The 25,843-nt window shown below is 71.8% G+C and carries 18 protein-coding genes and 2 pseudogenes; 9 read left to right on the top strand and 11 right to left on the bottom strand.

The window, feature by feature from the left end:
* Window positions 1-294 (top strand): annotated as a pseudogene (locus BZY54_RS34195) (hypothetical protein); the annotation flags it as partial.
* A gap of 40 nt (window positions 295-334) precedes the next feature.
* Here BZY54_RS34195 and BZY54_RS34190 read toward each other — a convergent pair.
* From BZY54_RS34190 to BZY54_RS34155, 8 genes and pseudogenes are all read right to left on the bottom strand, one after another.
* Entirely contained in the window at window positions 335-1,783 is a 1,449-nt protein-coding gene (locus tag BZY54_RS34190) for a S28 family serine protease (RefSeq protein WP_086729206.1), read from the bottom strand.
* A 98-nt stretch (window positions 1,784-1,881) separates the two neighbouring features.
* Window positions 1,882-2,271 (bottom strand): hypothetical protein, encoded by a 390-nt coding sequence (locus tag BZY54_RS34185; RefSeq protein WP_167414117.1) that lies wholly within the window; start codon window positions 2,269-2,271, stop codon window positions 1,882-1,884.
* Window positions 2,272-2,366: 95 nt separating this feature from the next.
* Window positions 2,367-6,107, bottom strand: a complete 3,741-nt coding sequence (locus BZY54_RS34180) for an ABC transporter ATP-binding protein (protein WP_086729205.1) — start codon at window positions 6,105-6,107, stop codon at window positions 2,367-2,369.
* Between the two features lie 110 nt (window positions 6,108-6,217).
* Window positions 6,218-7,211 (bottom strand): annotated as a pseudogene (locus BZY54_RS34175) (esterase-like activity of phytase family protein).
* 92 nt (window positions 7,212-7,303) lie between these two features.
* Window positions 7,304-8,230: a serine hydrolase gene (locus BZY54_RS34170; RefSeq protein WP_167414116.1), complete on the bottom strand. Its 927-nt coding sequence runs from the start codon at window positions 8,228-8,230 to the stop codon at window positions 7,304-7,306.
* A 249-nt stretch (window positions 8,231-8,479) separates the two neighbouring features.
* On the bottom strand, window positions 8,480-10,165 hold the full coding sequence (locus BZY54_RS34165; protein WP_086729203.1) for a thiamine pyrophosphate-binding protein: 1,686 nt from the start codon (window positions 10,163-10,165) through the stop codon (window positions 8,480-8,482).
* A gap of 36 nt (window positions 10,166-10,201) precedes the next feature.
* Window positions 10,202-11,170 carry an agmatinase gene (speB, locus tag BZY54_RS34160; RefSeq protein WP_086729202.1) on the bottom strand — a complete coding sequence of 323 codons (969 nt, stop codon included), beginning with the start codon at window positions 11,168-11,170 and terminating at the stop codon, window positions 10,202-10,204.
* A 56-nt stretch (window positions 11,171-11,226) separates the two neighbouring features.
* The gene (locus BZY54_RS34155) at window positions 11,227-12,687 is read right to left on the bottom strand and encodes a sodium:solute symporter family protein (protein ID WP_086729201.1); all 1,461 of its coding nucleotides are present in this window, start codon (window positions 12,685-12,687) and stop codon (window positions 11,227-11,229) included.
* A 208-nt stretch (window positions 12,688-12,895) separates the two neighbouring features.
* Between BZY54_RS34155 and BZY54_RS34150 the strand changes: the two genes are divergently transcribed.
* Complete coding sequence (locus BZY54_RS34150; RefSeq protein WP_208640861.1) at window positions 12,896-14,389, top strand: PucR family transcriptional regulator; 1,494 nt, start codon at window positions 12,896-12,898, stop codon at window positions 14,387-14,389.
* A gap of 229 nt (window positions 14,390-14,618) precedes the next feature.
* Window positions 14,619-15,407 (top strand): phosphatase, encoded by a 789-nt coding sequence (locus BZY54_RS34145; protein WP_086729207.1) that lies wholly within the window; start codon window positions 14,619-14,621, stop codon window positions 15,405-15,407.
* A gap of 109 nt (window positions 15,408-15,516) precedes the next feature.
* On the opposite strand, the gene BZY54_RS34140 is transcribed toward BZY54_RS34145, so the two are convergent.
* The 3 genes from BZY54_RS34140 to BZY54_RS34130 all read right to left on the bottom strand — a co-directional run bounded on the left by BZY54_RS34140 (window position 15,517) and on the right by BZY54_RS34130 (window position 18,393).
* A complete protein-coding gene (locus BZY54_RS34140) occupies window positions 15,517-16,395 on the bottom strand; it encodes an acyl-CoA thioesterase (protein ID WP_086729199.1) in 879 nt (292 codons plus the stop codon).
* 79 nt (window positions 16,396-16,474) lie between these two features.
* Window positions 16,475-17,632: an acyl-CoA dehydrogenase family protein gene (locus BZY54_RS34135; protein WP_086729198.1), complete on the bottom strand. Its 1,158-nt coding sequence runs from the start codon at window positions 17,630-17,632 to the stop codon at window positions 16,475-16,477.
* Window positions 17,633-17,784: 152 nt separating this feature from the next.
* Window positions 17,785-18,393 carry an SACE_7040 family transcriptional regulator gene (locus BZY54_RS34130; RefSeq protein ID WP_086729197.1) on the bottom strand — a complete coding sequence of 203 codons (609 nt, stop codon included), beginning with the start codon at window positions 18,391-18,393 and terminating at the stop codon, window positions 17,785-17,787.
* 106 nt (window positions 18,394-18,499) lie between these two features.
* Here BZY54_RS34130 and BZY54_RS34125 point away from each other — a divergent pair, with 106 nt between their 5' ends.
* From BZY54_RS34125 to BZY54_RS34100, 6 genes are all read left to right on the top strand, one after another.
* Window positions 18,500-20,116 carry a carboxyl transferase domain-containing protein gene (locus BZY54_RS34125; protein WP_086729196.1) on the top strand — a complete coding sequence of 539 codons (1,617 nt, stop codon included), beginning with the start codon at window positions 18,500-18,502 and terminating at the stop codon, window positions 20,114-20,116.
* A 16-nt stretch (window positions 20,117-20,132) separates the two neighbouring features.
* Window positions 20,133-22,091: an ATP-binding protein gene (locus tag BZY54_RS34120; protein WP_086729195.1), complete on the top strand. Its 1,959-nt coding sequence runs from the start codon at window positions 20,133-20,135 to the stop codon at window positions 22,089-22,091.
* The gene (locus tag BZY54_RS34115; RefSeq protein ID WP_086729194.1) at window positions 22,088-23,035 is read left to right on the top strand and encodes a hydroxymethylglutaryl-CoA lyase; all 948 of its coding nucleotides are present in this window, start codon (window positions 22,088-22,090) and stop codon (window positions 23,033-23,035) included. Before BZY54_RS34120 ends, BZY54_RS34115 begins: the two co-directional genes overlap by 4 nt.
* A 7-nt stretch (window positions 23,036-23,042) precedes the next feature.
* A complete protein-coding gene (locus tag BZY54_RS34110; protein ID WP_086729193.1) occupies window positions 23,043-24,203 on the top strand; it encodes an acyl-CoA dehydrogenase family protein in 1,161 nt (386 codons plus the stop codon).
* Window positions 24,204-24,361: 158 nt separating this feature from the next.
* Entirely contained in the window at window positions 24,362-25,411 is a 1,050-nt protein-coding gene (locus tag BZY54_RS34105; protein ID WP_086729192.1) for an ABC transporter substrate-binding protein, read from the top strand.
* A gap of 63 nt (window positions 25,412-25,474) precedes the next feature.
* Window positions 25,475-25,843: siderophore-interacting protein (locus tag BZY54_RS34100; RefSeq protein ID WP_143668178.1), on the top strand; the 369-nt coding region annotated here is incomplete at its 3' end.

The raw sequence follows: 25,843 nt of genomic DNA, 5'->3' as shown, positions 1-25,843 counted from the left end.
GACGGCGACGGCGACGGCGCGATCCCGCGGGGCTACGCCTGCATGCGCAACCTGGAGCCCCCGCACCCGGGCGATCCCGGCGGCGGGGGCGGCCCGCGCACCGTCGTCGGCGACTGCGTCCACGGCGTCCGTCGCGGCCAGGTGCGGGAGACCGCCTGCGACGGGTCGGGCAGCACGAGACCCGAGTACAAGGTGATCCGCGCGGTGCGCACCCGCGCCCAGTGCCCGCCGACGACCGCCCTTTACGTCCAGCTCGGCGGGAAGGACCCGGTCGGCTGCGCCCGGAGGATGTGAACCCGGGCGCAGCCCCTGCCCGTTGCGGCTGCGGCGGGTGCTACGGCCTGAGCGCGGGTTCCCGCTCCACGTCCCGCACGTCCAGCTTCGCGTCGTGGCGGGCCAGCGGCCTGGCCGCCGCCGGATCGGCCTGGACCGCCGGGGAGGCGACCCCCGCCCACTGGAGGATCCTCGCCGTGGCGAGCGCCTTCTGGTCCGGTACGAGGCCCGCGACGTTCGCGCCGTGGTTCATGCCCGGGGCCGTGAAGACGTACGAGTCCCGTGCCCCCTGCCCGAGACGGAACCGCTCCGAGCCCCACGGGTCGTTCTGCCCGTAGACGAAGAGCATGTGGTCCGCGTGGTGACGCACCCAGGTGTCCACGTCCCGCATCGCCGACGGCTGGAACCGCATCGGGATGGAGCGGGGCACGAAGTTGCGCGGCGGCTGGTAGCCGTAGCGGATCAGCTGCTTCTCGATGTACGGGAAGTGGATGGTGGGCGCGCCCAGCTGCGTGCCCGCCTGGTAGTAGTACGGCGTGTAGGTCTCAAGGCCCTGGTCGGTGTAGGCGGAGAAGCCGGAGATGGTGTCCACGGAGTCCCAGATCGCCTGGTCGGTGGCGTTCTTCGCGTCGGCGGGGATCGTGTCGCAGTCCTTGAGCAGGCTGTACTGCCAAAAGCCCCACACGTAGTCGAGGACGACCGCCTCGTAGGCCCGGTCCAGGCTGCCGATGGTGGTGAAGGTGTAGCCGTTCTCGGCGGCGTACTGCGCGTACTTCTTCTCCAGCGGCTCGCGGCGCACCAGCGCCTCGCGCTGCACGGCGTTCAGCCGGTCGCGGCACTCCTTGGTACCGACGCCGGCGAAGAAGCGGTCGTAGGCGGAGTCCTCGTCGTTCACGACGTCGTTGGGAGCGACGTAGGCGACCACGCCGTCCATGTCCTTGGGGTAGAAGCGCTTGTAGTAGGTCGCCGTCATGCCGCCCTTGGAGCCGCCCGTGGCGATCCACTTGTGGGTGTAGACCTGCTTCAGCGCCTGGAAGAGGCGGTGCTGGTCGCTCGCGGCCTGCCAGATGTCCAGCTTGGACCAGTCGGCCGGGCTCGGCCGGGACGGAGTGAAGAAGCGGTACTCCAGGGAGACCTGGTTGCCGTCCACGATCTGCGTCGGCTCGCGCCGGCTCGGGTTCGTGGAGACGTTGTAGCCGCCGGTGTAGAAGACCGTCGGGCGGTCGACTCCCTTGTGCAGCACGGTGATCCGCTGCTGGAAGGTGCCCTTGGCCGGGTCGCGGTGGTCGACCGGCTGGGTGTAGTTCAGGACGAAGAAGCGGTAGCCGGGATAGGGTTTCTCCTCGATCAGGCTCATGCCCGGGACGGCCAGGAGCCGGTCCTTGATGTCGGCGTCCGTGCTGCTCGCGGTGTTCGTGGCCTCCGGCTGGGCCGCGGTGGCCGCCTCCGCCGTACTCAGCGTGCCGATGAACACCGTGAGCGCGAGCAGCCATCTGAGCGCGTTGCGCATGCACACTCCCCTGTGAGACAGATGTGCGCCGGAAGCTATCGGAGCAACTCGGGTGCGCACCAGGGGAGTCCGGGAAATACGGGTGACGTGTCAGCCTCTCAGCACAGGATCCAGCCGCTCCGTACGGATCCGCTCCCCACCGATCCGCCCACCCGCACGCAGCGGTGGCCGGCGTGCACGGTCACCGGGCCGGCGTGGTACGAGTAGCGGCCCTTGTCCGTGACCGGGCGGTTGCCGCGGGCCTGCACGGTGACGGACATCGCCTGCTTGCGGCCGGGGTGGTCGGGAGTCGTGACGGCGCAGAGGTAGCCGCCCTGCCGGTAGACGTGCACGGAACCGGTGGAGAACGGCAGCGTCCTGACCTCCCGGCCGGAGCAGGTGGAGGCCGCCGCCTGCGCGGCGCCGGGCAGGGCGAGCGCCAGCGTCACCGATCCGGTCAGGACGGCCAGGCCGAGGGCCAGCCGCCGGCGCACCCCACCACGGTCCACGGTCGCCCCTCCTCGAACATGACGCACATTCACGTACAGGTGTACGGACGCACGACATGCGTCGAAAGGTTGCACGGCGCGTGGTGCGCGCGGACTCAACGGGCGGCGCTGACCGGCTCCTCCGGCTCCGGCGCGCCGGCGAAGGTCCGCCACAGCTCGGCGTACCGGCCGCCGCGGGCCAGCAGCTCCTCGTGCGTGCCGTCCTCGGCGACCCGGCCGTGGTCCATCAGCACCACCCGGTCCGCGCGGGCGGCCGTGGTCAGGCGGTGGGCGACCACCAGTGTGGTACGGCGGCCCGCGAGCCGGTCGGTGGCTTGGTTGACCTGGGCCTCGGTGGCCAGGTCGAGGGCGGCCGTCGCCTCGTCCAGGAGCAGCACGTCGGGGTCGACGAGTTCGGCCCGGGCCAGCGCGATCAGCTGGCGCTGCCCGGCCGACAGGTTGCGGCCGCGCTCGGCGACCTCGTGCAGATAGCCGCCCTCGAGCGTGGCGATCATCTCGTGCGCGCCGACCGCCCGCGCGGCGGCCTCCACCTCGGCGTCGGTGGCGTCCGGACGCCCGTAGGCGATGGCGTCGCGGACCGTGCCCGGGAAGAGGTACGCCTCCTGCGGCACGACCCCGAGCCGGTGCCGGTACGCCGTGAGGTCCAGCGCGCGCAGGTCCGTGCCGTCGACCGTGACCCGGCCGCCGGTCGGGTCGTAGAACCGGGCCACCAGCTTGACCAGGGTCGACTTGCCCGCGCCGGTCTCGCCGACGAAGGCGACGGTCTGCCCGGCGGGGATGCGCAGGTCGATCCCGGTCAGCGCCTCCTCGCTCTCGTCGCCGGCGCCGTAGGCGAAGTGCACGTCCTCGAAGGCGATCTCGCCGCGCAGCGCGGAGACGTCCCGGGGCTCGGCGGCGGTCCTCGTGGACGTCGGCTCCTGGAGCAGTTCCTGGATGCGGCCGAGGGAGACGGTGGCCTGCTGATAGCCGTCGAAGACCTGGGAGAGCTGCTGGACCGGCGCGAAGAACAGGTCGATGTACAGCAGGTACGCCACCAGGGCGCCCGTGGTCAGCGTGGCCGCCTCGACCCGGCCCGCGCCCGCGATCAGCACACAGGCCGCCGCGACCGAGGACAGGAACTGCACGAAGGGGAAGTACAGCGAGATGAGCCACTGGCCCCGGATACGGGCCTGGCGGTAGCTGTCGCTGCGCTCGGCGAACCGCCGCCCGCCGTCCCGCTCGCGCCGGAAGGCCTGCACGATCCGCAGCCCGGCCACCGACTCCTGGAGGTCGGCGTTGACCACCGACACCCGTTCGCGGGCCAGCTGGTACGCCTTCACGCTCGCCCGGCGGAAGAAGAAGGTGGCGACGAACAGCGGCGGCAGCGTCGTGAAGACGACCAGGGCCAGCTGCACGTCGATCACGAGCAGGGCGACCATGATCCCCAGGAAGGTGACGACCGAGACGAACGCGGTGACCAGGCCCGTCTGGAGGAACGTGGAGAGGGCGTCGACGTCCGTCGTCATCCTCGTCATGATCCGGCCGGTCAGCTCGCGCTCGTAGTAGTCCAGGCCGAGCCGCTGGAGCTGGGCGAAGATCTTCAGTCGCAGCGTGTACAGGACCCGTTCGCCGGTGCGGCCGGTCATCCGGCTCTCGCCGATCTGCGCCGCCCACTGCACCAGCACGGCCAGCAGGCCGAGCAGGGAGGCCGCCCAGACGGCGCCGAGTGCCATCTTGGTGACGCCCTGGTCGATGCCGTGCCGGATCAGGACGGGCAGCAGCAGTCCCATGCCGGCGTCCACGGCGACCAGGAGCAGGCTGGCGAGGAGGGGCAGCCCGAAGCCGTGCAGGAGCCGGCGCAGGCCGTAGGAGCCCTCGGGTTCGACGGCCCGGTTCTCGTCGATGTCCGGGGTGTCGGTCGCGGGCGGCAGTGCCTCCACCTGGGCGAGCAGTTCCGGGGTGGCGGGGGTGCCCGCCAGGGCGGTGTCCTTCGGCTCGCGGTCGCCGGTCCACAGCCGCGGGGTCACCCCGCGCTCGGCGTCGAACTCGGCGTCCAGCTCGTCGCGCACGGAGGTGTCCTCCGGAGGCGCGGCGGGCTGGGCATGGCCGGGCGAGACTCCGCCCAGCTCGTCGGGGTCGGTGAGGAGACGGCGGTAGAGGGCGCAGCGCTCCTGGAGTTCGTCGTGGGTGCCGATGTCGGCGAGACGGCCCTGGTCGAGGACGGCGATGCGGTCGGCGAGGCCCAGCGTGGAGCGCCGGTGCGCGATGAGCAGGGTGGTCCTGCCCTCCATGACCTGCTTGAGCGCCTCGTGGATCTCGTGCTCGACGCGGGCGTCCACGGCGGAGGTGGCGTCGTCCAGGACGAGCAGGCGCGGGTCGGTGAGGATGGCGCGGGCGAGGGCGACGCGCTGGCGCTGGCCGCCGGAGAGGGTCAGGCCCTGCTCGCCGACCTTGGTGTCGTACCCCTCGGGCAGCTCGGCGATGAAACGGTCCGCCTGGGCGGCGCGGGCGGCGGCCTCGATCTGCTCCTGGGTGGCGTCGGGACGGCCGTAGGCGATGTTGGCGCCGACGGTGTCGGAGAAGAGGAAGGAGTCCTCGGGGACGAGGCCGATCGCGGCGCGCAGCGAGTCCAGGGTCAGCTCGCGCACGTCGTGCCCGCCGACGAGGACGGCGCCGTGGGTGACGTCGTAGAAGCGCGGCAGCAGCAGCGAGACCGTGGACTTGCCGGAGCCGGAGGAGCCGACGACGGCGAGGGTCTCGCCGGGGCGGATCTCGAAGGACAGGCCCGTCAGGACCGGGCGGCCGTCGGTGTAGCCGAAGGACACGTCGTCGAACTCGACGGTCGCGGGCGCGTCGTCGGGCAGCTCCTTGGTGCCGCCGGTCAGCGTCGGCTCGGTGTCGATCAGCTCCAGCACCCGCTCGGTGCCGGCCCGCGCCTGCTGCCCGACGGTGAGAACCACGGCGAGCATCCGGACCGGGCCGACCAGCTGGGCGAGGTAGGTGGAGAAGGCGACGAAGGTGCCGAGCGTGATGTGACCGCGCACGGCGAGCCAGCCGCCGAGCGCGAGCATGGCGACCTGGCCGAGGGCGGGCACGGCCTGGAGGGCGGGGGTGAACTTCGCGTTCAGCCGGATGGTCCGCAGCCGCCCGGCGAACAGCCGCCGCCCGACCGCCCGCAGTTTGGCGGTCTCCTGGTCCTCCTGCCCGAACCCCTTCACCACGCGGACCCCGCTCACTGCGCCGTCCACCACCCCGGCGACGGCGGCGGCCTGCGCCTGCGCGTACCAGGTGGCGGGGTGCAGCCTGGTGCGGCTGCGCCGGGCGATCCAGCCGAGGGCGGGGGCCACGGCCAGGGCGACCAGGGTCAGCGGCAGCGACAGCCAGGCCATGATCATCAGGGAGATCAGGAAGAGCAGCACGTTGCCGATGGTCATCGGCAGCATGAAGAGCAGGCCCTGGATCAGCTGGAGGTCGCTGGTGGCGCGGCCGACCACCTGTCCGGTGGACAACTCGTCCTGGCGGCGGCCGTCCAGCCGGGTGATCGTCCCGTACATCTCCGTCCGCAGGTCGTGCTGGACGTCGAGGGCGAGCCGTCCGCCGTAGTAGCGGCGGACGTAGGTCAGGACGTAGACGAGGAGCGCGGCGCCCACCAGGGAGCCCGCCCAGGGGGCCATGGCGCGGCTGTGGTCGCCGATCACGTCGTCGATGATCACCTTGGTGATCAGCGGGACGACCGCCATGACGGCCATGCCGCCGAGGGAGGCGCCGAGGGCGAGGACGACGTCCTTGGGGTGGCGCCACGCGTACGAGACGAGTCTGCGGGCCCACCCTCGTGTCTCCCCCGGTTGCGCTGCCACGTCGGTGCCTCCCTGACGACCTGATCTTCCGCAAGGCACCAACACGGGCCGGAGCGGATTTCATCCCTCCGCAATATTCCGAAGGACGGCGACTGGGTCGGTCGCGGCGCTCAGAGGCGTACCCGCAGGTGGTAGAAGCGGGTCGTCTGTACCGGGTTCTGGTTGTCGTCGCTGACCAGGAGGACCCTCAGGCGGCCGCGGGTGTCCCGGCCGGTGACCGTCATGCCCTCGATGTCGTCCAGGAGCGGGTTGGGCTGGGGCTGCTTGGCCGTGGCTCCGGGGAGGGGCAGTCGGCGATGTCGGCGAGGCGGGTCTTGTGGATCAGCCGGACGCCCGGCTGTCCGGTCAGGTTCTTTGTGCCGCCGGTGTCCGTCGCGCCCCGCGGGTCGGCGAGGTAGAGGCGGACGGTGTTGCCGACACCGGAGGTGTAGCCGCGCTCCAGGACCAGCAGCCGGCCGTCGGGGGTCGCCTGGACCTCGGGCACGCCGAGGCCGGGGTCCGTGCGGTAGGCGTACTGGGCGGCCAGCCGGAAGTGGCCGCGCTCGGTCCGCTGCCAGGTCTGGAAGCGGACGATGCCGGAGTGTCACCGGAGATCGTGTACTCCGTCGAGGCGAGCAGGGTGTGTCCGCCGGGCAGCAGGGTCAGACCCTCGAAGGTCTGGTTGGCGGTGGCACGGCCGGCCGGGGCGACCTTCAGGGCGTCCGGCACGGGGAGGCGGTCGAGGATGCGGCCGTCGCGGGAGTAGCGGCGCACGGACGGCTCGGTCTCGGAGGTGACCAGGCGGGTGCCGTCACCGTCGACGACGAGTCCCTCGGAGTCGAGCACGGCGCCGTTCTCGTCGGCGAGCCGGACGACCCCGGTCGGCCTCAGGGTGCGGCGGTCCAGGGTGAACAGCGAAGAGCGGTCGGAGAGCGCGACGAGGTCGCCGTGCCGGTCCACCGCGAGCGCGGAGAGGTTGCCGACGAACTCGCCCCGGTACGTCGCCTTGTCGAGCCCGTCGGAGAAGCGGTCCAGCGAGACGGACGGCGAACACGGGGGGCCGGACGGCGAGTTGGCGGCGGCCGGCCCGGCGGTGAGACCGCTCAGGCAGGTGGCCGCCGCCAGGCCGGCGGGGAAGGCCGCGAGTTAGGTTCTCAGAGGCATGACCTTCACCGTAGGGCAGCCGGACGGCCGAGGCGGAGGCTTCCGCCGGTGCGTCAACCGGCCGGAGGCACCGCCACGAACGCCTCCTTGGGCGCGGTCGTCGGGGCGTAGCGCGCCGTGCCGGCCGTCGTCGGGACGAGGTCCTTGTGGATGGCCTTGGCGATGTTCTGAATGGTCGTCACGCCGTAGCTCATGGTGCTGTTGTCCTGCGTCAGCACCGTGATCATGTAGTCGTGCCCGGCGCCGTTGAAGGTGCCCACGCTGTGCACCCGCCAGCCGTGGGTGGCGCGCTGGAGCCAGCCGTTCTTGACGTGCACGGCCACGGAGGACGGCGCCCCGGCGGGCGTGCCCCAGCGCTGGGAGGAGACGACCTGGCCCATCAGCTTGAGGATGTAGGCCCGGGAGTTGTCGCTCAGCACCGAGTTCTTGGCCGTGATCAGGCCGAGCAGCTTCTGCTCGTCGCGCACGGTGATCTGGGTCAGGCCCCAGTAGCCGCCCGTGCCCGGCTTGGTCTGGGTCATGCCGGCCGCGGCCAGGAAGCCCTTGATCTTGGTCATGCCCAGCTGCTTCCACAGGCTGCTGGTCGCGTTGTTGTCCGACTGGGTGATCATCGCCCGGGTGAGCGTGACCTCGCGGTCGGTCAGGTAGCGGTTGTGCTTCTTGTTGTCCCACAGCAGTGTGGCGAGGACGGTCACCTTGACCACGCTGGCCGAGTCGTAGGCGCTCGACTCCCTCAGCGTGCAGGTGGTGTTGGTGCTGCGGTCGCGCAGACCGACGGCGATGGTGCCCTTGCGGCCCACCATCGCAGCGGTGATGTCCTTCTGCAGCTTGGCCGCCAGACCGGCCTTGCCGGACGTGCAGCTGACGGTGGCCGGGGCGGCCGCGGCGGGCGTCGCGGCGGCCACGCAGGGAACGAGCATCCCGGCGCCGACACCGATCGCCGCCAGCGCTCTGGCGCGTCGGGATATCCAGTGAGTCATACCCAGTTGACGCACAGCATCGGGCGAATGGTTGTGCGGGCGGCGAGGGTTTGACTAGTCGTTACCCGACGCGCTTCCCGCGACCGCCGGCGCAGCCGCGACCGGAGCCCGGCCGCCACCGGACTGCTGGACGCCGCGGCCGCTCCCGGCCGGCATCAGGGACTGCCGCACGTCAGGGCGGCGGGTGCGGTGGAGCCGCCGCTCACGGTGAAGCCGGAGGTCGTGACCCGCCGGCCGTTCCTCCCCCCGTCAGCCGAGGTGCGTCGGCGCGAACATGCGCAGCACCGCCGGCAGCACGACCACCGAGGGGCCCGGGGCGGCCAGGGCCTTCGCCAGGTCGGCCTCCAGGGACTCGGGGGTCGTACGGATGCCCGGGACGCCGAACGACTCGGCCAGGGCCACGTAGTCCGGACGGGTCAGTTCCGTCGCCGTGGGCTCGCCGAAGGCGTCGGTCATGTACTCGCGCAGGATGCCGTAGCCGCCGTCGTCGACGATCAGCCAGGTGACGTTCAGGTCGTACTGGCGTGCCGTGGCCAGCTCGGCGATCGAGTACAGGGCGCCGCCGTCGCCCGAGACGGCGAGGACCGGACGGGTCGGATCGGCCGCCGCAGCGCCGAGCGCCGCCGGGAAGCCGTAGCCGAGGCCGCCGGCACCCTGCGCCGAGTGCATGGTGTTGGGGGACTTGGCGTCGAAGGCCGACCAGGCCCAGTAGGCCAGGATCGTCATGTCCCAGAAGGACGGGGAGTCGGCGGGCAGGGCGCGCCGCACCGAGGCCAGCACGTGCTGCTCCAGGGTGAGTTCCTGAGCGGCGATCCGGTCGCGGACCTTGCTCAGCACCTCCCGTACGCGGTGCGTGGCGTCCTCGTCCGCGCGCTCCTCCACCGTCTCCAGCAGCGCCTGCAGCGCCGGTCGGGCGTCCGCGTGGATACCGAGGGCGGGGTGGTTGGACTCCAGCTTGCCGAGGTCCGCCTCGATCTGGATCACTCGGCCCCGGGGCTTGAACGTGTGGTAGTTCGAGGACAGTTCACCGAGGCCGGAGCCCACCACCAGCAGGACGTCCGCGTCCTCCAGGAAGTCGGTGGTGTGCCGGTCCTCCAGCCAGGACTGGAGGGACAGCGGATGCTCCCAGGGGAAGGCGCCCTTGCCGCCGAAGGTGGTGACGACCGGGGCGTTCAGCTTCTCCGCCAGGGCCCGCAGCTTCCTGGAGGCGTCCGCCCTGACCACCCCCCCGCCCGCGACGACCGCCGGGCGGGCGGCCTTCGACAGCAGGTCGGCCGCGAGCGCGGTGAGTTCGGGGCGCGGGACGAGCTCCTCCGGTGTCGCGTCCATCGCCGTCACCACCGGCAGGTGCGTCGCGGCCAGCAGGACGTCCTGCGGGATCTCCACCCAGACCGGGCCGTGCGGGGCCGTGAGCGCCGACTTCCAGGCCGCGGCGATGGCCGACGGGATCTGGGACTGGGCGCGGACGGTGTGGACCGACTTCACCACGCCCCGGAACGAGGCGGCCTGGTCGGGGAGTTCGTGCAGGTAGCCGTGGCGGCCGCCGCCGAGCCCGGCCGTGGGGATCTGGCTGCTGATCGCCAGGACCGGCGCGGAGGCCGCCGCCGCCTCCTGGAGCGCGGCCAGGGAGGTGAGGGCTCCCGGGCCCGTCGACAGCAGCAGGGGTGCGGCCTCGCCGGTGATCCGGCCGTAGGCGTCGGCCGCGAACCCCGCGTTGTTCTCCACCCGCAGGCCGACGTAGCTCAGGTCGGAGCGGCGCAGTGCGTCGAACATGCCGAGGGCGTGCTGGCCTGGCAGGCCGAAGACGGTGGTCGCGCCGAGCCCGGCCAGGGTCTCCACGACCAGGTCTCCGCCGTTGCGGCCGGGGGGAGGGTTGAGCGCCGCCTCCGTCTGCGCGGGCGTGGGGCGGAGCACCAGGTCGTGGTCGTGCGTCACTGGGGTTCGGTCTCCTCAGACGGTCATGTCAGACGGTCATGCGTTGCGGGCCGCGGCGATCTGGCGGCTCATGATCGTGGTCAGTTCGTAGGCGGTGTGGGAGGCCGCCACGGAGGTGATCTCGGCGTGGTCGTAGGCCGGCGCGACCTCGACGAGGTCCGCGGAGACCAGGTTGCAGGAGGCCAGGCCCCGCAGGATCTCCAGCAGTTCGCGGGAGGTCATGCCGCCCGCCTCGGGGGTTCCGGTGCCGGGGGCGTGGGCCGGGTCGAGGCAGTCGATGTCGATGGAGATGTACAGCGGGCGGTCGCCGATGCGCTGGCGCAGCTGGTCGGCCACCTCGTCGGCGCCACGACGGTAGACGTCGGCGGAGGTGACGATGCCGAAGCCCATCTTCTCGTCGTCGGTGAGGTCCTGCTTGCCGTACAGCGGGCCGCGGGTGCCGACGTGGGAGAGGGCGGAGGTGTCGAGGATGCCTTCCTCCACCGCGCGCCGGAACGGGGTGCCGTGGGTGTACTCGGCGCCGAAGTAGGTGTCCCAGGTGTCGAGGTGGGCGTCGAAGTGCAGGAGCGCCACCGGGCCGTGCTTCTTCGCCACCGAGCGCAGCAGCGGCAGGGCGATGGTGTGGTCGCCGCCGAGGGTCATCAGGCGGGCGCCGGTGCCCAGGAGGTCGTCGGCCGCCGCCTCGATGGTGTCCACGGCCTCGTTGATGTTGAACGGGTTCACGGCGATGTCGCCGCCGTCCGCGACCTGGGCGAGGGCGAACGGGGAGGCGTCCTGCGCCGGGTTGTAGGGGCGCAGCAGCCGGGACGCCTCGCGGATGGCGTTGCCGCCGAAGCGGGCGCCCGGCCGGTACGAGACGCCGGAGTCGAACGGCACGCCCACCACGGCGACGTCGGCCGTACCGACCTCGTCCAGGCGGGGCAGCCGGGCGAAGGTCGCGGGACCGGCGTACCGCGGGATGCGGGAGGAGTCGACGGGGCCGCGGGGCGTCTCGTTGCTGCTCATGGTGAAATGCCTTCTTTCCTGCGCTTCGTCGCGCATGTACTGCTTTCCAGACGACTCTACTGGTGAGCCGGGACCGGTTCGGACGCGAGTTCGGGGTTCCGCCCGGCGAGGCGTTCCCGCCAGACGGTGAGGACGGCCTCGTCGGTGGGCCGGGTCGCCAGGGACACGGCGACGTAGGCGACGAGGGAGGACAACAGGCCGTAGTAGACGGGCTCGTTGGCGAGGATGCCGTAGCCCGCCATCAGGCCGATGACCGCGAGGCCGCCGACGATCACGGAGGCGAGCGCGCCCTGCACGGTGCCGCGCTTCCACAGCAGCCCGCCGAGGATGGGTACCAGCAGCCCGCCGACGAGCAGGTTGTACGCCACGGTGAGCGCCTCGACGACGTCGTTGAGCGCGATGGCGGTGCCGATCACCACGACGCCCATGATCAGGATGAAGGCGCGGTTACCCTTGACCTCGTCGTGCGCTTCGTCGGTGCTGCGGACGGCGCCCTTCAGGCGCGACCAGATGTCGTTGTTGGCGACGGTGGCGCAGGCGATCAGCGCTCCCGAGGAGGTCGACATCACGGCGGCCAGGGCGGCGGCCAGCACCAGCCCGCGGACGCCGACGGGCAGTTCGGCCTTGACGATGGTGGCGAAGGCGTCGTCGGCGCTGCCCAGGTTCGGGTAGAGCACCTTGGTGGCGGTGCCGATGACGGCGCCGGCCAGGGCGTAGACCAGGCAGTAGGTGCCGGCGACGGTGCCGCCGTAGCGGGCCGTCCGGTCGCTGCGCGCGGTGAACACGCGCTGCCAGATGTCCTGGCCGATGAGCATGCCGAAGGTGTAGATCAGCACGTAGGTGAAGATGGTCTCGCCGCCGATGCCCAGCGGGTCGAAGTACGAGGTCGGCAGCTTGGCCTTCATCTCGCTGAAGCCGCCCGCCTTGATGACGGCGATGGGCAGCAGCAGGAGCAGCACACCGATCGTCTTGACCACGAACTGCACCATGTCGGTCAGCGTGATGGACCACATGCCGCCGAGGGTCGAGTAGGCGACGACGATCGCGCCGCCGAGGACGATCGCGACCGTGCGGTTCATGTCGAACAGCACGTCGAAGATCGTGGCGTAGGCGATGGTGGAGGTGACCGCGAGCATGAGGGTGTACGCCCACATGACCACGCCGGAGATGACGCCCGCCCTGCCGCCGTAGCGCAGGTCGAGCATCTCGGAGACGGTGTAGACCTTCAGCCGGGCGATGCGGGCGGAGAAGAAGACGGACAGGGCCAGCAGGCCGAGGCCGATGGTGACCACCATCCAGGCCCCGGAGAGCCCGTACTTGTAGCCGAGGCCCACACCGCCGATGGTGGACGCGCCGCCGAGGACGATCGCCGCCATGGTGCCGGAGTACATCGCGGGTCCGAGGCGGCGGCCCGCCACCAGGAACTCGCTCTTGGACTTGGCGCGGCGCATGCCCCACCAGCCCATGGCCAGCATCCCGGCCAGATAGACGACGATCACTGTGTAGTCGACGGCCATGTGGGGCCCTCCTTCGCGCACATCCCGGTGGCGTGTCGTTTGCAGATACGTGTGGGTTTCCTGAGACCAGGGACGTCGGCAACGGCTCGCGGGGACATCCGCCCGTACCCGTGGCTGCCGGTCCGGACCGACACTAGGTGGCCGGAAAGCGACTGCGAAGTGTACTTTTCATCCATTCGAACGTGCCGGAGTGGAGGGAACGCACATCATGCAGGACACTCCGTTTCCGTCCGCCCCAGCGGTCCCACCGACCCCACCGATCCCGCTCTCGGCGCTGCTGGCCCGCGAGGACCTGGCCCTGCGGCAGATCGCCGGGCCGTCCGGTCCCGGCATCGCGATCCACTGGGCGCACACCTCGGAGATGGCCGACCCCTATCCCTATCTGCTCGGTGGCGAGCTGCTGCTGTCGGCGGGCGTCCACGTCCCCCGGGCGGCGATCGCGGATGCCGGAAGCAGGTACTTCGACGAGTACGTCTCGCGGATCGTCGCCGCGGGCGGCGCGGCCCTCGGCTTCGGTGTGGCGCCGGTGCACGACACGGTGCCCGCCGCCCTGGTGGCCGCCTGTGACGCGCACGGCCTGCCGCTGCTCGAAGTGCCGCCGCAGACCACCTTCTCCGGTGTCGCCCGCGCCGTCTGGCAGCTGATGGCCCAGGCCCGCCTGGCCGAACTCCGCCGTGTCACCGAGGCCCAGCAGAGCCTGGCCGCCGCCGCGTCCCGCCCCGACCCGGTGCCGTCGGTGCTGCGCCAGCTGGCCCAGCGCGTGGGCGGCCGGACGGTGCTGTACGGACCCGAGGGCACCCGGGTCGCAAAGGCGGGGCGCGAGGGGCAGCCGCCCGAGGTGCGGGACGCGCTGGACGCGCTGGCCCGGCTCGTCACCAGCCGCGACCGCTCCTCCGCCACCGACACCGTCGCGGGCCGTCACCTCGCCGCCTACACCCTGGGCACCGGAGGTGGTTTCGTGCTCGCCGTCGACTCCCCGCACCGTGTCCCGGGCGACCACACCATCGCCTCCGTGGCCGCCGTACTGCTCACCCTGCTCACCGGCGAGCACCAGAGCGGTGCGGGGGCGGCGCGCTCCTCGGCGCTGGTGCGGCTGCTGCTGGGCTCCCCGCCCGAGGAGGTCGCGCCGCTGCTCGGGGACGGACGGTGGGTCGTCGTGCACGCGCGGCCGGGCGCGCAGGCCGCCGACGCGGTCGCGGCCTCCGCGCTCGGTGCCGCCCTCGGGTCGGCGCTGGTCGACCTCGCCGGCGGCGTCGTACGAGTACTCGTCCCCGCCGAGCGTGAACCGGGCCCGCAGCGCGGCTGGACGCTCGGCGTCAGCGCCGCCGTCGCCCCGTCCGACTGGCCGGCCGCCGACACCCAGGCGGCCCGCGCCCTGGCCCGCGCCCGCGCCACCCGAGCCCCGCTGGTACGGCACGGCGCCCACGGCGGCGGCCGCGGCCTCACCGACCTGCTCCCGCCCGACGAGGCCGACGCCCACGCCCACGCGCTGCTGGCCCCCATCGCCACGGTCCCCGCGCTCACCGAGACCCTGCGCACCTGGCTCTCCCTGCACGGCAGCTGGGACCGCACCGCGGTCGCCCTGGCCGTGCACCGCAACACCGTCCGCCAGCGCATCGCCCGCTGCGCCGCCCTCCTGGACACCGACCTGGACGACCCGGACGCGCGCATGGAGCTGTGGTTCGCGCTGCGCAGGACCTGACCGGCGGGACGGGAGGGGACGGGCGTGGCCGGACGGGCGTAGGCGGACGGGCGCCTGACGGGCCGGGCCGGACGGGTGTGCCGGCGCGAGCGGCGCGACGGCATCACCGGCGCGACCTGCGTGACCCAGGTGACCTGCATGAGGGCATGGCCGGCGGGCCCGCGTGACCCGTGTCCCAGGAGCCGGGACACCGGGGACGCAGACGGATCACTGCATCACAATGGGTGGCATGCCGATACCCGGGACACCCAGCCGTGCCGAACTCCTCGACCACCTCGTGAAGACCCGCATCGCCGGGGACGTCGCCACCCCCCGCGAGAACAACCTCTCCCACTACCGCAAGCTGTCGAACGGCGACCGCAACTTCTGGCTCGGACTGGAACTCGGCGACCGCTGGAGCGACGAGCAGGACGTCCTCGCGGTGATGGCGGAACGGGTAGGTGTCAGCGACGACCCGGAGCACCGGTACGGCCAGGACACCATCGATCCCGAGCTGACCGTGGCCGGCCTGGACCGGATGGCCGGCCGGCTGCGCAAGGCGGCCGACGGCCGGCAGCGGGTGCTGTTCGCCACGGGCCACCCCGGCGGCCTGCTCGACGTGCACCGCGCCACGGCCGCCGCGCTGCGCGCCGCCGGGTGCGAGATCGTCGTCATCCCGGACGGACTTCAGACGGACGAGGGCTATGTCATGCAGTTCGCGGACGTGGCGGTGCTGGAGCACGGCGCGACGCTGTGGCACACCCACTCCGGCGAGCCGATGCGCGCGATCCTCACCGGACTGGAGCGCGAGGGGCGCCCGCTGCCGGACCTGGTCGTCGCCGACCACGGCTGGGCGGGCTACGCCGGTCAGCACGGCGTGGACTCCGTCGGCTACGCCGACTGCAACGACCCGGCGCTCTTCCTCGCGGAGGCCGAGGGCACCGTCCAGGTGACCGTCCCGCTGGACGACCACGTGGTCAGCCCCCGGTACTACGACCCGATGACGGCGTATCTGCTGGACCAGGCGGGACTGGCCTAGGTTCGGTCGTTCGGGCCTGGGCGGCGGCGAGAGTGGGTGGATGGCGTCGCTGGGCAGACGGGAGTCCGACGACAGGGCCCGGGCGGGACCGGCCAGGGCGGGACCAGGGCTACGGGCGGGGTACGCGGACCACGCCCTCCTGGATGACCGAGATGGCCAGGCGCCCGTCCTGCGTGTAGATGCGCGCCTGCCCGAGGCCGCGCCCGCCGTGGGCCGAGGGCGACTCCTGGTCGTACAGCAGCCACTCGTCGGCCCGGAACGGCCGGTGGAACCACATCGCGTGGTCCAGCGAGGCCCCGACGACGTCGCCGACCGCCCAGCCGCCGCGGCCGTGCGCGAGCAGGACGGAGTCGAGCAGCGTCATGTCGGAGACGTACGTGGCGAGCACGACGTGCAGCAGCGGTTGGTCTATGACGCCTTCGAGCTTGCCGTTGGTGCGGAACCACACCTGCGAGTGCGGCTCGCGCGGCTCACCGAACCTGCCGTACGGCGGCTCGCCGACGTAGCGCAGGTCGACCGCCTCGCGGGCCTCCACGAAGCGCTCCACGACCTCGGGGTCGAGATGGCCGTAGCCGCGCAGGCGTTCCTGCGAGGTGGGCAGGGTCGCCGGGTCCGGGGCGGGCGGCATGGGGGCCTGGTGGTCGAGGCCCTCCTCGTACGTCTGGAACGACGCCGAGAGATGGAAGATCGGCTGCCCGTGCTGGACGGCGACCACCCGGCGGGTGGTGAAGGAACGGCCGTCGCGGATGCGGTCGACGGTGTAGACGATGGGCGCGCCGGGGTCGCCGGGGCGCAGGAAGTAGGCGTGCAGCGAGTGCGCGTGCCGGTCCTCGGGGACCGTGCGCCCGGCGGCGACCAGCGCCTGCGCCGCGACCTGCCCGCCGAAGACGCGCGGGACGACGGCGGAGCGGGACTGACCGCGGAAGATGTCCCGCTCGATCCGCTCGAGGTCGAGCAGATCGAGCAGGGACTGAAGTGCCTGACTCATACGTCAGTTGTATCCTGCACTGTTTTGGGGGACGGGACCGGGCTGTCGCCGGGAACCGGACCGGTGGGGCCCTGGATCCTCACAGGCCCATGTTCTTGGCGATGATCGTCTTCATGATCTCGCTGGTGCCGCCGTAGATGCGGTTGACGCGGTTGTCCGCGTACAGGCGGGCGATCGGGTACTCGTTCATGTAACCGTAGCCGCCGTGCAGCTGGAGGCAGCGGTCGATGACGCGGTGGGCGACCTCGGTGCAGAACAGCTTGGCGGAGGCGGCCTCGGCGGGGGTCAGCTCACCGGCGTCGAGGGCCTCGAGCGCGCGGTCGGCGACGGCCTCGGCGGCGTCCACCTCGGCCTGGCAGGCGGCCAGCTCGAACTTCGTGTTCTGGAAGTGGGCGACCGGCTTGCCGAAGACGGTGCGCTCCTGCACGTAGTTCTTGGCGAACCGGACGGCGGCCTTGGCCTGCGCGTAGGCGCCGAAGGCGATGCCCCAGCGCTCGGAGGGGAGGTTCGCGCCGAGGTAGTAGAAGCCCCTGTTCTCCTCGCCGAGCAGGTCCTCGACGGGGACCTTGACGTCGACGAAGGCGAGCTCGGCGGTGTCGGAGGTCTTCAGGCCGAGCTTGTCCAGCTTCCGCCCCACGGAGTAGCCCTCGGACCTGGTGTCCACGGCGAAGAGGGAGATGCCGTGGCGGCGGTCCTCGGCGGTGGCCGGGGCGGTGCGGGCGCAGACGATGACCTTGTCGGCGTGGACGCCGCCGGTGATGAAGGTCTTGGCGCCGTTGAGGACGTAGTGCGTGCCGTCCTCGGAGAGCTTGGCCGTGGTCTTCATGCCCGCGAGGTCGGAGCCGGTGCCGGGCTCGGTCATCGCGATGGCCCACATCTCCTCGGCGGAGACGAACTTGGGCAGGTACCGCTTCTTCTGCTCGTCGGTGGCGAGCATCTTGATGTACGGAAGCGCGAGAAGGACGTGCACGCCGGAGCCGCCGAAGTTCACGCCCGCGCGGGCGGTCTCCTCGTACTGGACGGCCTCGAACTTGTGCGTGTCCAGGCCGGCGCCGCCGTACTCCTCGGGCACGTTGATCCCGAACAGTCCCAGCTCGGCGAGCTTGTAGTAGAACTCGCGCGGGGCCTGTCCGGCGGCGAACCACTCGTCGTAGACGGGGACGACCTCGGCCTCGATGAAGGCGCGGAGGGTCTCCCGGAACGCCTCGTGATCCTCGTTGAACACCGTACGGCGCACGCCGCCACCTCCACGTACCTGAGCTGCTGTCTAAGCGCTTGCTCATACAAACGTACCGGCGAGTACGCGCAGGCGTAAAGAAGGGGAACTCGTAACGCTCGTCACGCGTGGCAGCCCAGGGGCGCGGAGCGAAGCCCGCAGCCCCTCCCCGCTCAGCCCGCCGCAGGCGATCCCGCCGCCGCGAACGCGCCCCGGGCCATCCGGTGCAGCAGCTCCGCCGTCGCGCCCCGCCCCGGCAGGGAGCCGCGGCGTCCCAGGTGCGGGGTGGAGTTCAGCAGGCCGAAGACCGAGTGGACGGCCGAGCGCGCGGCCGGCTCGGCGAGGTCCGGGTGGACCCGGCGGACCACCTCCACCCACAGTTCGACGTACTGCCGCTGGAGCTGGCGCACGAGCTTGCGGTCACTGTCCCGGAGGCGGTCCAGCTCGCGGTCGTGCAAGGTGATGAGGGGACGGTCGTCGAGCGCGAAGTCGATGTGCCCCTCGATGAGCGAGTCGAGGACCGCCTCCGGGCCCGCCACCCCGTCGGACTCCGCCAGGCGCCGCTTCGCCCCCGTCAGCAGCTGACCGCTGATGCCGACCAGCAGCTCCGCGAGCATCGCGTCCTTGCCCGCGAAGTGCCGGTACAGGCCCGGTCCGCTGATGCCGACCGCGGCGCCTATCTCGTCGACCCCGACGCCGTGGAAGCCGCGTTCGGCGAAGAGTCGCGCGGCTTCCTTGAGGATCTGCTCGCGGCGGGTGGGGGCGTCGGTTCGCGTGGCCATGAAAACAATTCTAGACAGGATGGTTAGCGCTCGTTAACCTGAGGGAGATGGGTTAACGCTCATTAACAGTGGACCACGTCGACCACCGGGTGAGGGGACCACAGGAATGCACGAGGCACCGGAGCTGACGAGCGCGGCCGACCCCGCATCGGAGGCCTGGCGAGCCAACGAACAGGCACACCGCGCGCTCGTCGAGGAGCTGCGCGGCAAGCTCGCCGCCGCGCGGCTCGGCGGCGGCGAGAAGGCGCGGGCCCGCCACACCGCGCGCGGGAAGCTGCTGCCGCGCGACCGCGTGGACACCCTCCTCGACCCGGGCTCGCCCTTCCTGGAGCTGGCCCCGCTGGCCGCCGAGGGGATGTACGACGGACAGGCCCCGGCGGCCGGGGTCATCGCCGGGATCGGCCGGGTCAGCGGGCGCGAGTGTGTGATCGTCGCCAACGACGCCACCGTCAAGGGCGGGACGTACTACCCGATGACGGTGAAGAAGCACCTGCGGGCCCAGGAGGTGGCCCTGGAGAACCGCCTGCCCTGTGTGTACCTCGTCGACTCCGGGGGCGCCTTCCTGCCCATGCAGGACGAGGTCTTCCCGGACCGTGAGCACTTCGGGCGGATCTTCTACAACCAGGCACGGATGTCCGGCGCCCGGATTCCGCAGATCGCCGCCGTCCTCGGGTCCTGCACGGCCGGCGGGGCGTACGTCCCGGCGATGAGCGACGAGGCCGTGATCGTCCGCAACCAGGGCACGATCTTCCTTGGCGGCCCCCCGCTGGTGAAGGCGGCCACCGGCGAGGTGGTGACCGCAGAGGAGCTGGGCGGCGGCGAGGTGCACTCGCGGATCTCCGGCGTCACCGACCATCTCGCCGAGGACGACGCCCACGCCCTGCGCATCGTGCGCGACATCGTCGCCACCCTTCCCGCGCGCGGCTCGCTCCCCTGGCAGGTCACCGAGGCGGTGGAGCCCAAGGTCGACCCCTACGGGCTCTACGGCGCCGTGCCGGTCGACTCCCGCACCCCCTACGACGTCCGCGAGATCATCGCGCGGGTGGTCGACGGCTCGCGTTTCGCCGAGTTCAAGGCCGAGTTCGGGCAGACCCTGGTCACCGGCTTCGCCCGGATCCACGGCCACCCGGTCGGGATCATCGGCAACAACGGCATCCTGTTCTCCGAGTCCGCCCAGAAGGGCGCCCACTTCATCGAGCTGTGCGACCAGCGCGGGATCCCGCTGCTGTTCCTGCAGAACATCTCGGGCTTCATGGTGGGCCGCGACTACGAGGCCGGCGGCATCGCCAAGCACGGCGCCAAGATGGTCACGGCCGTCGCCTGCGCCCGCGTGCCCAAGCTGACCGTCGTCGTCGGCGGGTCGTACGGCGCGGGCAACTACTCCATGTGCGGCCGGGCCTACTCCCCCCGCTTCCTGTGGATGTGGCCGAACGCCAAGATCTCCGTGATGGGCGGCGAGCAGGCCGCCTCCGTGCTCGCCACCGTCAAGCGGGACCAACTCGAGGCGCGCGGCGAGGAGTGGCCGCTTCAGGACGAGGAGTCCTTCAAGGCCCCCATCCGCGCCCAGTACGAGCGCCAGGGCAACGCCTACTACGCCACCGCCCGCCTCTGGGACGACGGCGTGATCGACCCGCTGGACACCCGCCAGGTACTCGGCCTCGCCCTGACCGCGTGCGCCAACGCCCCGCTGGGCGACCCCCAGTTCGGCGTCTTCCGGATGTGAGGGGGACCTCGTAAAAATGTTCGAAACAGTTCTGGTGGCCAACCGCGGAGAGATCGCCGTCCGCGTCATCCGCACCCTGCGCGCGCTCGGCGTGCGCTCGGTTGCGGTCTTCTCCGACGCCGACGCCGACGCACGGCACGTCCGCGAGGCCGACACCGCGGTGCGGATCGGTCTGGCGCCCGCGGCCGAGAGCTACCTGTGTGCCGAGAGGCTGCTGGAGGCCGCCGCCCGCACCGGCGCCCAGGCCGTCCACCCCGGGTACGGCTTCCTCGCGGAGAACGCCGACTTCGCGCGCGCCTGCGAGGAGGCGGGCCTGGTCTTCATCGGCCCTCCGGCGGACGCGATCTCCCTGATGGGCGACAAGATCCGCGCGAAGGAGACGGTCAAGGCGGCCGGAGTACCGGTCGTGCCCGGCTCCAGCGGTTCCGGACTCACCGACGCGCAACTGGCCGAGGCCGCGCTCGGGATCGGCATGCCGGTGCTGCTGAAGCCGTCCGCCGGAGGCGGCGGCAAGGGCATGCGACTGGTGCGCGACGCCGACCGGCTGGCCGAGGAGATCGCCGCCGCCCGCCGCGAGGCCCGTGCCTCCTTCGGCGACGACACTCTCCTCGTCGAGCGCTGGGTCGACCGGCCCCGGCACATCGAGATCCAGGTCCTCGCCGACGGCCACGGCAACGTGATCCACCTCGGCGAGCGCGAGTGCTCCCTCCAGCGCCGCCACCAGAAGATCATCGAGGAGGCGCCCAGCGTGCTCCTCGACGAGGCGACCCGTGCGGCCATGGGCGAGGCGGCGGTCCAGGCGGCGCGCTCCTGCGGCTACCGGGGCGCGGGCACGGTGGAGTTCATCGTCCCGGGCGGGGACCCCTCGTCGTACTTCTTCATGGAGATGAACACCCGCCTCCAGGTGGAGCACCCGGTCACCGAGCTGATCACCGGCCTGGACCTGGTGGAGTGGCAGCTGCGGGTGGCGGCCGGCGAGCGCCTGCCGTACGCGCAGGAGGACATCGTCCTCTCCGGTCACGCGATCGAGGCCCGGCTGTGCGCGGAGGACCCCGCGCGCGGGTTCCTGCCCTCCGGTGGCACGGTGCTGCGGCTGCGCGAGCCGCAGGGCGGCGGAGTGCGCACCGATTCCGGGCTGAGCGAGGGCACGGAGGTCGGCAGCCTGTACGACCCGATGCTCTCCAAGGTGATCGCCCACGGCCCCGACCGCGCCACCGCGCTGCGCAGGCTCCGCGCGGCGCTCGCGGAAACGGTCACGCTGGGCGTGCAGACCAACGCCGGGTTCCTGCGCCGGCTGCTGGCCCACCCGGCGGTCGTAGCGGGCGAGCTGGACACGGGCCTGGTCGAGCGGGTGGTCGACGAGCTGGTCCCCACGGACGTGCCGGAGGAGGTCTACGAGGCCGCCGCGGCCGTACGGCTGGAGGCACTGCGTCCGGAGCCCGGAAGCGGTGGCTGGACGGATCCGTTCTCCGTGCCGAGCGGCTGGCGGCTGGGCGGTGAGCCCCGGCCGGTGGCCTTCCCCATGCGGGTGACCGACCCCGTGGAGTACGCCCCGCGCGGCACCCACACGGTCACCGGCGACACGGTCTCCGTGACGCTCGACGGCGTACGCCACACCTTCCACCGCGCCGCCGACTGGCTCGGCCGCGACGGGGACGCCTGGCACGTGCGCGACCACGACCCGGTCGCCGCCTCCCTCATCCGCGCGGCCCACGCCGGCGCCGACTCGCTCACCGCCCCCATGCCGGGCACGGTCACGGTGGTGAAGGTCGCCGTCGGCGACGAGGTGACCGCGGGTCAGAGCCTGCTGGTGGTCGAGGCGATGAAGATGGAGCACGTCGTCTCCGCCCCGCACGCCGGCACGGTCACCGAACTGGACGTCACGCCGGGCACCACGGTCGCCATGGACCAGGTGCTGGCGGTCATCGAGCCGCACGACGAGGACGACGCGGCCGAGGAGGAGACGGCGGCATGAGCACTGAGGACCTGGGTCTCCCCATGGCCGTCCCGGCGCCGGGCCTGCCCGCGCGGGTCAGGATCCACGAGGTCGGCCCCCGAGACGGACTGCAGAACGAGAAGGCGACCGTGCCGACCGAGGTCAAGGCGGAGTTCATCCGCCGCCTCGCCGACGCGGGCCTGACGACGATCGAGGCGACCAGCTTCGTCCATCCCAAGTGGGTGCCCCAACTGGCCGACGCCGAAGCGCTGTTCCCGCTCGTCGCCGACCTCCCGGTGGCCCTGCCCGTCCTCGTCCCGAACGAGCGCGGCCTGGAGCGGGCCCTGTCGCTGAGCGCGGACCGGGTCGCCGTCTTCGCCAGCGCCACCGAGTCCTTCGCGAAGGCCAACCTCAACCGGACGGTGGACGAGGCGCTGGCGATCTTCGATCCGGTGGTCCGGCGCGCGAAGGACGCGGGCGTCCACGTCCGCGGCTACCTGTCCATGTGCTTCGGCGACCCGTGGGAGGGGCCGGTGCCCGTCGCCCAGGTCGTCCGGGTCTGCCGGGCTCTGCTGGACATGGGCTGCGACGAGCTGAGCCTCGGGGACACGATCGGTGTCGCCACCCCGGGCCATGTACGGCAGCTGCTGTCGGAGCTCGACGCGGCCGGCGTGCCGACGGGCGCCGTCGGCGTGCACTTCCACGACACCTACGGCCAGGCCCTCGCCAACACCCTGGCCGCGCTCGAGCACGGCGTCACCACCGTGGACGCCTCCGCGGGCGGCCTCGGCGGCTGCCCGTACGCCAAGTCCGCCACCGGCAACCTCGCCACCGAAGACCTCGTGTGGATGCTGCGGGGCCTCGGCATCGACACCGGAGTCGACCTCGCCCGCCTCGTCGCCACGAGCGAATGGATGGCCGGGCAGCTGGGCCGGCCCAGCCCCTCCCGCACCCTGCGTGCTCTCTCCCACAAGGAGCAGTGATTCGACGATGAACCACCGTCTGACCCCTGAGCTGGAGGAACTCCGCCGTACCGTGGAGGGGTTCGCGCACGACGTCGTGGCGCCGAAGATCGGCGACTTCTACGAGCGGCACGAGTTCCCGTACGAGATCGTCCGGGAGATGGGCCGCATGGGCCTGTTCGGCCTGCCGTTCCCGGAGGAGTACGGCGGCATGGGCGGCGACTACCTCGCCCTCGGCATCGCGCTGGAGGAACTGGCCCGGGTGGACTCGTCCGTGGCCATCACCCTCGAGGCGGGTGTCTCCCTGGGCGCCATGCCGATCCACCTGTTCGGCACCGAGGAGCAGAAGCGCACGTGGCTGCCCCGGTTGTGCGCGGGCGAGATCCTGGGCGCCTTCGGCCTCACCGAGCCCGACGGCGGCTCGGACGCGGGGGCCACCCGGACCACGGCCCGCCTGGACCCGGACACGAACGAGTGGGTGATCAACGGCACCAAGTGCTTCATCACCAACTCGGGCACCGACATCACCGGCCTGGTGACGGTCACGGCGGTGACGGACCGCAAGCCCGACGGGAAGCCGGTCATCTCCGCGATCATCGTCCCGTCCGGCACCCCCGGCTTCACGGTCGCGCCCGCCTACTCGAAGGTCGGGTGGAACGCCTCGGACACCCGCGAGCTGTCCTTCTCCGACGTCCGTGTCCCGGCGGAGAACCTGCTGGGTCAGGAGGGCCGCGGCTATGCACAGTTCCTGCGCATCCTCGACGAGGGCCGGATCGCGATCGCGGCGCTGGCGACGGGGCTGGCCCAGGGCTGTGTGGACGAGTCGGTGAAGTACGCCAAGGAGCGCCAGGCCTTCGGCAGGCCGATCGGCGCCAACCAGGCGATCCAGTTCAAGATCGCCGACATGGAGATGAAGGCCCACACCTCACGCCTGGCCTGGCGCGACGCGGCCTACCGCCTGGTCGCCGGCGAGCCCTTCAAGAAGGAGGCGGCCCTGGCGAAGCTGTACTCGTCGACGATCGCGGTCGACAACGCCCGCGACGCCACCCAGATCCACGGCGGCTACGGCTTCATGAACGAGTATCCGGTCGCCCGGATGTGGCGCGACTCCAAGATCCTGGAGATCGGCGAGGGCACGAGCGAGGTCCAGCGGATGCTGATCGCCCGGGAGTTGGGGCTCACCAGCTGACACTCCGGCAGCGGGAGGCCGCCGGCGGGCTGCCGAGCCGGCCGGCTGCTGGGCGGACGGACGGAGCGCCCCATCCCTGGACAGGAACTGAGGTTAGGCTAACCTACCTTCGAACCTGTCCGGCGGGCGCTCCGCCCTGTTCGAAAGCAGCCACAGCCATGCCCAATGCCCGTACCGCCCACCTCTCCCGCCGCGGCATCCTCGCCGCCGGCGGCGCCCTCGGCTTCGGGGCCGCACTCGCGGCCTGCGGGAACGACGACGGGAAAAGCAGCGGCTCGGACAGCGGGACGGCGGCCGCCAAGTCCGGCCCGTGGACCTTCAAGGACGACCGCGGGCAGACGGCCGAGGCCGACAAGGTCCCCGCGACCATCGTCGCGTTCGTCGGGGTCGCCGCCGCGCTGTACGACTACGGCATCCAGGCCAAGGGCGTCTTCGGTCCGACGACGACCAAGGACGGCAAGGCCGATGTGCAGGCCGGCGACATGGACGTCAGCAAGGTGACGGTCCTCGGCAACGAGTGGGGTCAGTTCAACATCGAGAAGTACGCGGCCCTCGCGCCCGACGTCCTCGTCTCCACGATGTTCGACGACGCCGGCACCCTCTGGTACGTCCCGGAGGAGTCGAAGAAGAAGATCCTCGCCGTGGGCGCCCCCAGCGTCGGCGTCTCCGTCTACGACCGCCAGATGACCGAGCCGCTGCAGCGCATGCTCGCGCTCGCGAAGTCGCTCGGCGCGGACGTCACCGGCGACAAGGTCGCGCAGGCCAAGAAGCGCTTCGAGGACGCGGCCGCCCGGCTGCGCGCCGCCGCCAAGGCCAAGCCCGGCATCAAGGTGATGGCCGGCTCGGCCAGCCAGGACCTGTTCTACGTCTCCGGCACCAACCTCTCCATCGACCTGGAGTACTTCAAGGCCCTCGGCGTGGACTTCGTCGAGCCGCCGGAGAAGGCCAAGGCCCAGGGCGGCGGCTGGTACGAGTCGCTGAGCTGGGAGAACGTCGACAAGTACCCGGCCGACATCATCATGATGGACAACCGCACCTCCGCCATCCAGCCCGCCGCCATCACCCAGGCCACCTGGAAGAAGCTCCCCGCGGTCAAGGCCGGCCAGGTCATCGCCCGCAACCCCGAGCCGATCCTGTCCTACGACAAGTGCGCCCCGCTCCTCGAGGACCTCGCGAAGGCCATCGAGAACGCGAAGAAGGTCTCCTGACCCGCACTCCTCCTCCCCCGACCTCCCCCGACAAAGCACCCTGACGACCACTCAGGAGCACATATGACGACGGCCGTGGCCGCCCCGTTCCGATTCTTCTCCCTCCAGGTGGTACGGACGAGGCGGCTCGGTCCGTCTCTGCTCCGCGTCACCTTCGCCGGAGCCGACCTGGACGCGTTCCGGTCGCACGGCAGGGACCAGTCCCTGTCCCTGTTCCTGCCCCACCCGGGCCAGTCCGCGCCCGTCGTGCCGATCGAGCGGGGCGACGGCTGGTGGCAGGGCTGGCGGGAACTGCCCGACGACGTACGGGCGGTGATGCGGTCCTACACGCTGCGCGCGCTGCGTCGCGATCCCGACGAGATCGACATCGACTTCGCCCTGCACGGCGTCGGGCCCGGTGCCGGCTCCCCCGCCACGCCCGCCTCCCAGGCC

This window comes from Streptomyces carpinensis, from assembly GCF_002154505.1.
Taxonomy (GTDB): domain Bacteria; phylum Actinomycetota; class Actinomycetes; order Streptomycetales; family Streptomycetaceae; genus Streptomyces; species Streptomyces carpinensis.
The sequence above is the reverse complement of the archived record's forward strand: the minus strand, read 5'-3'. Positions and strand labels throughout refer to the sequence as shown.

Coding starts and splice junctions, on each gene's coding strand:
- BZY54_RS34190 (WP_086729206.1), bottom strand. CDS start 1,783: ATGCGCAACGCGCTCAGATGGCTGCTCGCGCTCACGGTGTTCATCGGC.
- BZY54_RS34170 (WP_167414116.1), bottom strand. CDS start 8,230: ATGACTCACTGGATATCCCGACGCGCCAGAGCGCTGGCGGCGATCGGT.
- speB (WP_086729202.1), bottom strand. CDS start 11,170: ATGAGCAGCAACGAGACGCCCCGCGGCCCCGTCGACTCCTCCCGCATC.
- BZY54_RS34155 (WP_086729201.1), bottom strand. CDS start 12,687: ATGGCCGTCGACTACACAGTGATCGTCGTCTATCTGGCCGGGATGCTG.
- BZY54_RS34150 (WP_208640861.1), top strand. CDS start 12,896: ATGCAGGACACTCCGTTTCCGTCCGCCCCAGCGGTCCCACCGACCCCA.
- BZY54_RS34145 (WP_086729207.1), top strand. CDS start 14,619: ATGCCGATACCCGGGACACCCAGCCGTGCCGAACTCCTCGACCACCTC.
- BZY54_RS34140 (WP_086729199.1), bottom strand. CDS start 16,395: ATGAGTCAGGCACTTCAGTCCCTGCTCGATCTGCTCGACCTCGAGCGG.
- BZY54_RS34130 (WP_086729197.1), bottom strand. CDS start 18,393: ATGGCCACGCGAACCGACGCCCCCACCCGCCGCGAGCAGATCCTCAAG.
- BZY54_RS34125 (WP_086729196.1), top strand. CDS start 18,500: ATGCACGAGGCACCGGAGCTGACGAGCGCGGCCGACCCCGCATCGGAG.
- BZY54_RS34120 (WP_086729195.1), top strand. CDS start 20,133: ATGTTCGAAACAGTTCTGGTGGCCAACCGCGGAGAGATCGCCGTCCGC.
- BZY54_RS34115 (WP_086729194.1), top strand. CDS start 22,088: ATGAGCACTGAGGACCTGGGTCTCCCCATGGCCGTCCCGGCGCCGGGC.
- BZY54_RS34110 (WP_086729193.1), top strand. CDS start 23,043: ATGAACCACCGTCTGACCCCTGAGCTGGAGGAACTCCGCCGTACCGTG.
- BZY54_RS34105 (WP_086729192.1), top strand. CDS start 24,362: ATGCCCAATGCCCGTACCGCCCACCTCTCCCGCCGCGGCATCCTCGCC.